Here is a 7,610-nt window from a genome sequence, read left to right on the forward strand (position 1 = left end):
TCCGGATCACCGGTCCTGGAGTGATCCAACCACCTCAGAGGTCATTTCGTTAGGAGCTCTCAGGGCTTCAGGGCTGTGACCGTGAAGGTTCACCGTGTTGAGGTCGCACCAACGGCCGGTGGGCCCGTGGTTGCGGTTACGAGGAGCGAATCGTGGGTGGGTTGAGGACGTACTCGCCCGGTGCGCTGTTGGCCAGCGCGGCCACGATGTCGGCGTTGGACCGCACTTCGTCCCAGCGGCGCTGGAAGGTGCAGTAGGCGATGGCATCGAGGCCGATATGGATGAGATAGGCGTGGAGGCGCTCGCGCAGGTGGGTGGGGAGCGGACCGGTGGCGCGCCAGTGGGCCAGCAACGCGGCGTAGATATCGACATCGCGCCACTGCGGGTACCACGGCCACCAGTAGATGAGCCAGGCCGCGTCGTAGAGGCTGTCGCCGTACAGGGCGTTGCCCCAGTCCAGTACGGCGGTGACGGTGCCGTCGGCAGCGAGGACGTTGTGACTGAGCAGGTCGCCGTGGATCATGTCGCGCTCGTCGGGCAGGTATGGCGTGAGCGCGGCGAGTGCGGTCAGCCCGGCTTCCACCGGTCCGAGCCCGATCTCGGAGTCGGCCAGCGCTGCTCGCCAGCCGGGAACCCGGGCCGTCTCGGTACTGATGGCCAGCAACGCGTCCGGCCAGGAGTCATACGGGGCTTGCCCGTCCGGGGTCCAGATGCCGTAGCCGGCGGTGCCGGAAAGGTCGATTTCGCCGATGGCGTCGAGTGTGGTCAGCAGGCTCGGCAGCGTCAGCGTCACGTCGGCGGCGGAGAGGTCGTCGAACCCGATCCCGTGCGCGCGGGCCGAGATCGCGTAATGCCAGGTGTCGATCACACCCCGGGCCAGCACCGGTGGCACGGGCAGACCGGGCCTTGCGAAACCGGCGACGAGTTCGTCTTTGGCGAAGTCCGTACCATGCGCCCCGACGCGCAGGACCGCCTCCGCGCCATCGATGGTCAGCTCGAACGCCTGCGACCAGGCGCCTGCCGCCAGCGGCATCGGTTCGGTCGCGCGCGCCCCGAAGGACGTGCGCACCAGCCGCCGGGCCAGGTCCGACAGCGTGGCGGGTGCAGGTTCGTTGGGCATCCGAGCATCTTAGTGCTCTGGCTGTATCGCCGGTTTGGTTCAAATCGTGGCGGCGAGTGGTTGTCCGCCCCCGCGGATGCCTTTCTCGCTGCGGATGCGGGCGCGCTCTTCGCGCTGTGTGGCCAGGACGTCGGGGTGGCGGGCGTTGGCGTTGCGCCGGCGCGGGTAGGTGTGCGGGGCCCGGGTCTGGACGGTGTGGTTGGGGTGGTGGGAGTTGGCGAGGGTGAACTGCCGCAGCGGTCCCAAGTGCGCCTCGATGGGGTCGGCCCAGGATGAGCTGGTCGGGGTGAAGCACGGCTCAACCTTGTACTTCTTCGCCCAGGCACGGATCTTGGTGCCCTTGTGCGCGGAGAGGTTGTCCAGGATCACGTAGATGGGGGCGCCGCCCGGGCGGGCGGTGGCCGTCGCCACGACGAAGTCCTCGTCGTCAGCGCTGAGTTGGCGGGGACGGCCGCCCGCCCACTGAGGGTCCAGGCAGGCCCTGATCGGTAAGCCTGCACACACGAACGGGCTCGGCCGCCGCACCTCCATTGCCGGATCGGATGTTCGCGCCTTAACCACCGGCCTGGCCAACGCGGGCGTGCGCCGCCTGGTGGTGGCCGACGATCTCCCGGCACCGCACCCCTTCATCCACGTGGGGGAGAAATGCCGTGCCGCTGTGCAAGCAGGCCTCGACCTGGCCTACAGCAACGGAGCCACCGAAGACGTCAACAACAAGACAAACCCGCTCAAAGGCCCGGGCGTGCGCCTTTCTGCTATCGGGGCGTCAGATTGCCCGAATCCACTGAATGCCCAGGATTAATGGTCATGACCGGGGTGGTGCGCTGGGCGTGGACCGTGCGGCCCGGCATACGTGGCAGTCCGAGGTGTGGTGCTGGTCGAGACGTCTGCCCACGTTGCGGCCTCGGGACCCGACGCTCCCGAGGCCGCCGACCGCCCCGTCGCGAAGGCGCCGGAGACCAGCGCGACCAGGACCGCGGCGAGGACGACGACTGACGTGGCCGACTCCTGGAGCAGGGTTGCGCCGACCGCGGCGCCGCCGAGCATCGCAGCGACCGAACCGAGCCGGCGGTGGGCCTTCGCCCCGGACCCCCCGCCGAGGGCACTGTCGGCGGTCAGCCCGGTGAGGGTCAACGTCAGCACGGACGTGTTGAGGTCGCGTACTCCGAGGTGGCGGACCGTGCTGTTCTGGAGCCCGGCCGCCAGAGCGAGCAAGGCGATGGATACATACGCGCCGCGCCCGCCGGGTGTGGCCTGCCCACCACCGGCGAGCAGTGCGACGAGGGCGAGTATGACCGCTTCGGCGGCCAGGGCCACGACCAGCCAGCGGCGCGGCCGGCGGGACAGGTGGGCGGCGATACGACCGCCGGTGAGCGATCCCAGGACGAACCCGGCGAGGGCGGTGGCCGAGGCGGCCACCGCCGGATGGGCGCCCGGTCGCAGGCCGGCGCCGAGAAAGATGACGTTGCCGGTCATATAGGCAACGAAGACGTGTCCGAGTTGGAGATAGCTGAAGGTGTCGATGAGTCCGGTCACCGCGGTCAGCACCAGCATCGCGGCCACCGTCGGGCGGCTGTTGAGGGGGGAGGAGACGGCCATGGCGGCTTTCTTTTCGACGGGCCGGGGGCGGAGGGGCGGGGCAGCGGTCGGGGCCGGGGCGAGGCGGCGGACCCCGGAACCCGGCGGGGCGGCCAGGTCCAGGGGTCCCACCGCACGCGGCGGGCCACCTGCTCCGCCTACGCCCCGCCGGATGGCGTCTCAAGCGTCCGCCACGCCTCCTCATCATGTCCAACGATCACAAATGCTGGGCCCAATCGATTTTATCGATGACGCACCCTAGACTCCGGCTATGGAGATCCGCGACCTTGAGTACTTCCTCGCCTGCTGCGAGACCGGGAGCTTCACCGCCGCGGCCCGCAAGGCGCACATTGTGCAGTCCGCGATGTCCAGCGCGATCGCCCGGCTGGAGCGGGACTTGGGCGTACCGCTGTTCGACCGCTCGGTCACGCCTGTTGCCCTGACCGAGCACGGGGACGCCCTCCGTACCGCCGCCCAGCGCGTGCTGAACGCCGTACGGAGCGCGCGGGACGAAGTCCACGCCGCCTCGGGCCGGGTACGGGGGACGGTCGTGCTCGGCAGTACGTTCAGCACAGGACCGCTCGACCTCGCCACGGTGCTTACCGACCTACGGACCCGCCATCCGGAGGTCGTTGTCCAGCTCCGCCAGTCATCGGCCGGCTCCACGGGCAACCTGCGGGCGATCCTTGACGGTTCGCTGGACGTCGCGCTGACGGCGAGCGGCGAGCGGCAGCCCGACGGGATCATGTTCAGGCCGCTGATCGAGGAACCGTTGGTGTTCGCCTGCCGCGCGGACCACCCGCTGGCCGGACGTGCCACGATCACACTGTCCGACCTGTCGGCCGAGCCGATCCTGCGCTTCCCACCGGGCTGGGGAGTGCGGCACACTGTGGACCGGGTGCTCGGCCCGGCGCTGTCAGCAACCGAAGTCGCTGACTACGGGCTGATGAACAAGCTCGTCGGCGCCGGCTTCGGCACGGCTCTGCTGCCCGCCTCGGCGGCCACCGGCGGCGACGGCCAGCTCGTGATCCCTCTCGACGCACCGGGTCTGACATGGCAACTGTCCGTGGCCGTCAGCGCTCGCCGCCGTCCCACGGCGGCCACCGAAGCTGTCCTCGACGCCCTCACCGCCACGGCGAACAATGCCGATCGCTCCCGTACCTAGACCTGGCACGAGAAGCAAGACCGCAACCGCAACCGCAATCACCAACACCGCTACCAGGACAACCTCATACCCACAGCCTGAACAACGGCACCCTCAAAGGACCTGAGCCCAATCCCTCCTCCTTTGCCCAGGTGATGCGGCCCATCTGGCTGTCGCTGGGGTGTCGTCGTCGACCGCCGCGCCGCCGCTTCCGGGGCGGCGGCCAGCCCTGGCAGCCTTATGACCTGTGCCGCGGCTGGTGTACCTACGCCACCGTCACCTGCTGCCCATCGCGGAGGTTCGCCAAGGTAAACAGGGGGGAACCTTGACAACCTGATTCCACATAATCGCCAGGGAGACGGTCTACGGCTACTTCGCCAAGTGGCAGAAGGAAGGCGTCTCTCGCCGGCTCAACAGCTCGCTCCGGGCTTGGTGCGGCAGAGTGAGGGGCGGAACGCGGGTGTGATGACGCTCGTCCCCCCGTACCAGTACACCTCCTCGGAAGTCCCTGGTGGGACGTCCTCCACCCAGGCTGTTCCGGCGGACATGCTGAATGGGCCGTCCCTAACGGCGCACCGCCCAACCAGAGAGCATGACCGTGACCTACTTCATGTACGACACCATGGGCGAAGGATTCGACGAGCCCGACGAGGCGCGAATCCGTGAAATCCTTGCCGAACTGACCGGCGCGGACGAGGAACACCCGGATGTCTCACTGCAACACGAGTCCGGATGGTCGCTGAGCGTCTTCCCGGACAGGTTCGTACGGTGGCAGAACGTCGAATCCGACCGGCCGGAACCGGTGGACGCAACTCTCTCCTCCTGGGACGACATCGTCGGACTGCTCCTCAAGACCGCCCGAGGTGAAACCGAAGAAGTCACCTCCGCCTTGGCAGGACCGTCAGGAGGCTGACGCTGTGGCCTGCCGCCGGCAACGCCACCGACCGCATCAGTCGGGCACGACGGAAAACCGCTGTTTCGAGGCTCGGCCGTGGCAGCGGCAGGCGGGCGTCTCGTACAAGGTCGCGGTCACCGGGCGGCGCCTTCCACACGGGCGTGTCCTAGACGCAGCAGCCTGGCCACCGCATCGGCGGAGCACAAAACGCCCGGCCTCCGTCTTGGGCACGGACCAGTACATGCTGATCGGGCTCGGCGCCGTGTGGTCCGCGCGGGGTACCCCGAGCCACGCGCCGATACCGCGCACGACCGCCTACTCCGAGCGCCGGACCTCCGCCGTCCCTGGGGGCACGAGCACGTCCGCACCGCACCGCACCGCAGCGCCCGCCTTGGCTCTGTCTCTTTGACTGGCCGTTGACGGGTCTTATTGGTTTGCCGCCGGCCAGCCCGGTCGGATAGGAAGCTTGCATGCTAAAGGGCAGCAAGGTGGGGCTCAGGGCCCGGCACGAGGACGACATCCCGATCCTGCGGGCCGAGCTCTACGACGACGTGGTCAACGCCTCGCGGGCCGACGGCCGGCCGTGGCGGCCGATCACGCCCGGCTCGAAGGACTCGCGGCTCGTCGTGGACGACAAGGAGCAGGGGCACGTCCCGTTCTCCGTGGTTGAGCTGGACGGCGGCGCCCTGGTCGGCACCGCGGTGCTGTGGAACATCGACAACCACAACCGGTCCGCGCACATCGGGCTTGGGCTGCTGCCGTCCTCTCGCGGCAAGGGCTACGGCACCGACGTGGTCGCGGTGCTGTGCCACTACGGTTTCGTCGTGCGCGGCCTGCAGCGGCTGCAGATCGAGACGCTGTCGGACAACGCGGCGATGCTGCGCTCCGCCGAGCGTAACGGCTTCGTACGCGAGGGCGTGCTGCGCTCTTCGGCCTGGGTGATGGGCGAGTTTCTGGACGAGGTGCTGCTCGGGCTCCTCGTCCAGGACTGGAAGCCGGCCCCGGGGGTCTAAGAGGCCGAAGTCCCGTCTGCCCGGGGGCGTCTTGCACGCACGCTCGCTCGCCGCGTTGCCGGAATGTCCTCGTAGCTCCGCTACGAGGACAGGCGGTGTTCGACCTGATCGGCGGGTTGCGGAATGACGGCACGGATTACGCCGGTGTCGCAGGTGTCCGCGGATCGCGCGGGAGGAGTAGGCGCGATCCGCGAGGACGGCGTCGGGGCGGTCCTCGGCCTGCCGAGGCCGGTTCGCGGGATCCTGATTCCGGCCATGACCGCCTCGAAGGCCGGCGCGTCGCCGGCCTGACCGGCGGTGACATGCAGAGCAAGCGGCCGTGCCCGACCGTCGCCGACGGAGCGTACCTTCGTGCTCAGGCCGCCAGGTGAGCGTACAAGCGGGTAGCGATGGCCCGGGAGTTTTCAATGGTGCTTATCCGCGGTGCTGCTAACTGTGGGTGACCTCGGAGGAGTGTTGGACCGGTCGTGTGGTCAGTCACGAGCGTTCCATGTGAGGGTATGTGTGACAGTGGACAGACCACCCAATGGTCAGGCTGCTGGTGTGCTGATTGCACAGTGGAGTGCGGTGATCTCTAATCACTCCGGCAGGTCGGGGACGTAGTCTGCGATGCTTCCGGCGGCGGGGCCCAGCGCATACGCCCATCCGGGCTCGACTCCACGCCTCACTAATTGTCCGATCTTGACCCGCGGCTGTCCTCACGCTGAGTCGCTGAGTCGCTGCGTTGGGCGGTCTACGCTGTCACTGTTGCCCATTGCGCTCAACGGCCCCGCGTCCTGGGAGGGAGCCTCGAAGCGTTCCCAGGTCCCCGGATCGTTCCGGCCGTCTGCAGAAGGGACAATGTGATGGATGCTGATATCCGCACCAGGGCCGCGATCGAGGAACACTGGCGGGCATCGGAACGTGGGGATACCGAAGCCGAGCACGCCATCTACGCCGCGGACGCGATCCTCGACTACCCCCAGTCGGGTGAACGATTCCGGGGCCGCGCGACGATCGCGGCGCAACGTGGGGGGCACCCTGCCAGTCGGCACTTCACCGTCCACCGGATCGTCGGCGGCGGGGATCTGTGGGTGAGCGAGTGTGTCATCACGTACGACGGCGTGCCCACCTACTCAGTGAGCATTATGGAATTCGCCCACGGGCACGTGGTGCACGAGACGCAGTACTTCGCCGACCCGTTCGGCGCGCCTGAATGGCGGACAGCACTCGCGGAGCCGATGCCGGGCAGGGATATCGCCAGGGCCTGATCCAGGGCCGGCCTCGGATGTTCATGAGCCTGTGTCAGCTTGCTGACGCGGGCTCTGAACTTCGGTGGATGGGCGTGTTCTGTCTTGTGGGTCGGAGGTGACCGGCCCGAACACTCCGGGCTCGGCCCGAAGCACGGCGATATCGGCGAGGCAGTCGCCGCCGAGCACGCTCAGAGGGCGCCGGGACAAGGAAGTCGCCGGGGCCCACGAGATGGACCACGTGGCGGGGCGATCCGGCTGGACCGCCTTGGCCGGGACGGTGATCCGCTGGATGCTCTGGTGCTGGTCGGTGAGCGGACCTTTCCACGGGCGTGAGCTGTGGGAGCACGTCGGCGCCCCGGCCGGTACGTCCCCGCTGCTGCCGTTGCCGCATTTCAACGTCGTCAACGCCGGTGCGCACGCCGTCAATAAACAGGCAGCCTGATCCACGAGACGTACCATCCTGTGCACCATGCGGAGAGGTACGACATGACAGCGCCCGCGCCGGCCCGCCTCGTTGTCCTGCGGCATGCCAAGTCCGCGTGGCCGCCGGCCTGTGGCGGCGACATCGGTGGCGTCCGGAGCGAAAGTTCGCTGAGGTAACCACCATTCACCAGGTGTAAAATACGCC

7 protein-coding genes and 2 pseudogenes are annotated in these 7,610 nt (G+C 68.4%); 5 read left to right on the plus strand and 4 right to left on the minus strand.

All coding sequences use genetic code 11. The features are described from left to right. Positions 1-136: 136 nt before the first annotated feature. From ACFRMN_RS09440 to ACFRMN_RS09450, 3 genes and pseudogenes are all read right to left on the minus strand, one after another. Entirely contained in the window at positions 137-1,120 is a 984-nt protein-coding gene (locus tag ACFRMN_RS09440; RefSeq protein WP_383015772.1) for a phosphotransferase family protein, read from the minus strand. Positions 1,121-1,159: 39 nt separating this feature from the next. Next, a pseudogene (locus ACFRMN_RS09445) lies at positions 1,160-1,591 on the minus strand (transposase); the annotation flags it as partial. Positions 1,592-1,918: 327 nt separating this feature from the next. Beyond that, a complete protein-coding gene (locus tag ACFRMN_RS09450; protein WP_383015775.1) occupies positions 1,919-2,719 on the minus strand; it encodes a YoaK family protein in 801 nt (266 codons plus the stop codon). A 250-nt stretch (positions 2,720-2,969) separates the two neighbouring features. On the opposite strand from ACFRMN_RS09450, the gene ACFRMN_RS09455 reads away from it, so the two are divergent. The 3 genes from ACFRMN_RS09455 to ACFRMN_RS09465 all read left to right on the plus strand — a co-directional run bounded on the left by ACFRMN_RS09455 (position 2,970) and on the right by ACFRMN_RS09465 (position 5,750). Then, on the plus strand, positions 2,970-3,863 hold the full coding sequence (locus ACFRMN_RS09455; RefSeq protein ID WP_383015778.1) for a LysR family transcriptional regulator: 894 nt from the start codon (positions 2,970-2,972) through the stop codon (positions 3,861-3,863). A 571-nt stretch (positions 3,864-4,434) separates the two neighbouring features. Next, a complete protein-coding gene (locus tag ACFRMN_RS09460; RefSeq protein ID WP_383015781.1) occupies positions 4,435-4,755 on the plus strand; it encodes a hypothetical protein in 321 nt (106 codons plus the stop codon). 452 nt (positions 4,756-5,207) lie between these two features. Further along, a complete protein-coding gene (locus tag ACFRMN_RS09465; RefSeq protein ID WP_383015784.1) occupies positions 5,208-5,750 on the plus strand; it encodes a GNAT family N-acetyltransferase in 543 nt (180 codons plus the stop codon). Positions 5,751-5,839: 89 nt separating this feature from the next. On the opposite strand, the pseudogene ACFRMN_RS09470 reads toward ACFRMN_RS09465, so the two are convergent. Next, positions 5,840-6,136 (minus strand): annotated as a pseudogene (locus tag ACFRMN_RS09470) (transposase); the annotation flags it as partial. A gap of 459 nt (positions 6,137-6,595) precedes the next feature. Between ACFRMN_RS09470 and ACFRMN_RS09475 the strand changes: the two are divergent. Together ACFRMN_RS09475 and ACFRMN_RS09480 are read left to right on the plus strand one after the other, a co-directional pair. Continuing rightward, positions 6,596-7,000 carry a nuclear transport factor 2 family protein gene (locus ACFRMN_RS09475; RefSeq protein WP_383015787.1) on the plus strand — a complete coding sequence of 135 codons (405 nt, stop codon included), beginning with the start codon at positions 6,596-6,598 and terminating at the stop codon, positions 6,998-7,000. A 220-nt stretch (positions 7,001-7,220) separates the two neighbouring features. Continuing rightward, positions 7,221-7,424 carry a hypothetical protein gene (locus tag ACFRMN_RS09480; RefSeq protein ID WP_383015790.1) on the plus strand — a complete coding sequence of 68 codons (204 nt, stop codon included), beginning with the start codon at positions 7,221-7,223 and terminating at the stop codon, positions 7,422-7,424. Positions 7,425-7,610: the final 186 nt, after the last annotated feature.

This window comes from Streptomyces sp. NPDC056835, from assembly GCF_042789485.1.
Lineage (GTDB): Bacteria > Actinomycetota > Actinomycetes > Streptomycetales > Streptomycetaceae > Streptomyces.

Bases quoted from the DNA above. Each gene is read 5' to 3' on its own strand.
- ACFRMN_RS09450 (WP_383015775.1), bottom strand. From the start codon at position 2,719: ATGGCCGTCTCCTCCCCCCTCAACAGCCGCCCGACGGTGGCCGCGATG.
- ACFRMN_RS09460 (WP_383015781.1), top strand. From the start codon at position 4,435: ATGACCGTGACCTACTTCATGTACGACACCATGGGCGAAGGATTCGAC.
- ACFRMN_RS09465 (WP_383015784.1), top strand. From the start codon at position 5,208: ATGCTAAAGGGCAGCAAGGTGGGGCTCAGGGCCCGGCACGAGGACGAC.
- ACFRMN_RS09455 (WP_383015778.1), top strand. From the start codon at position 2,970: ATGGAGATCCGCGACCTTGAGTACTTCCTCGCCTGCTGCGAGACCGGG.
- ACFRMN_RS09475 (WP_383015787.1), top strand. From the start codon at position 6,596: ATGGATGCTGATATCCGCACCAGGGCCGCGATCGAGGAACACTGGCGG.
- ACFRMN_RS09440 (WP_383015772.1), bottom strand. From the start codon at position 1,120: ATGCCCAACGAACCTGCACCCGCCACGCTGTCGGACCTGGCCCGGCGG.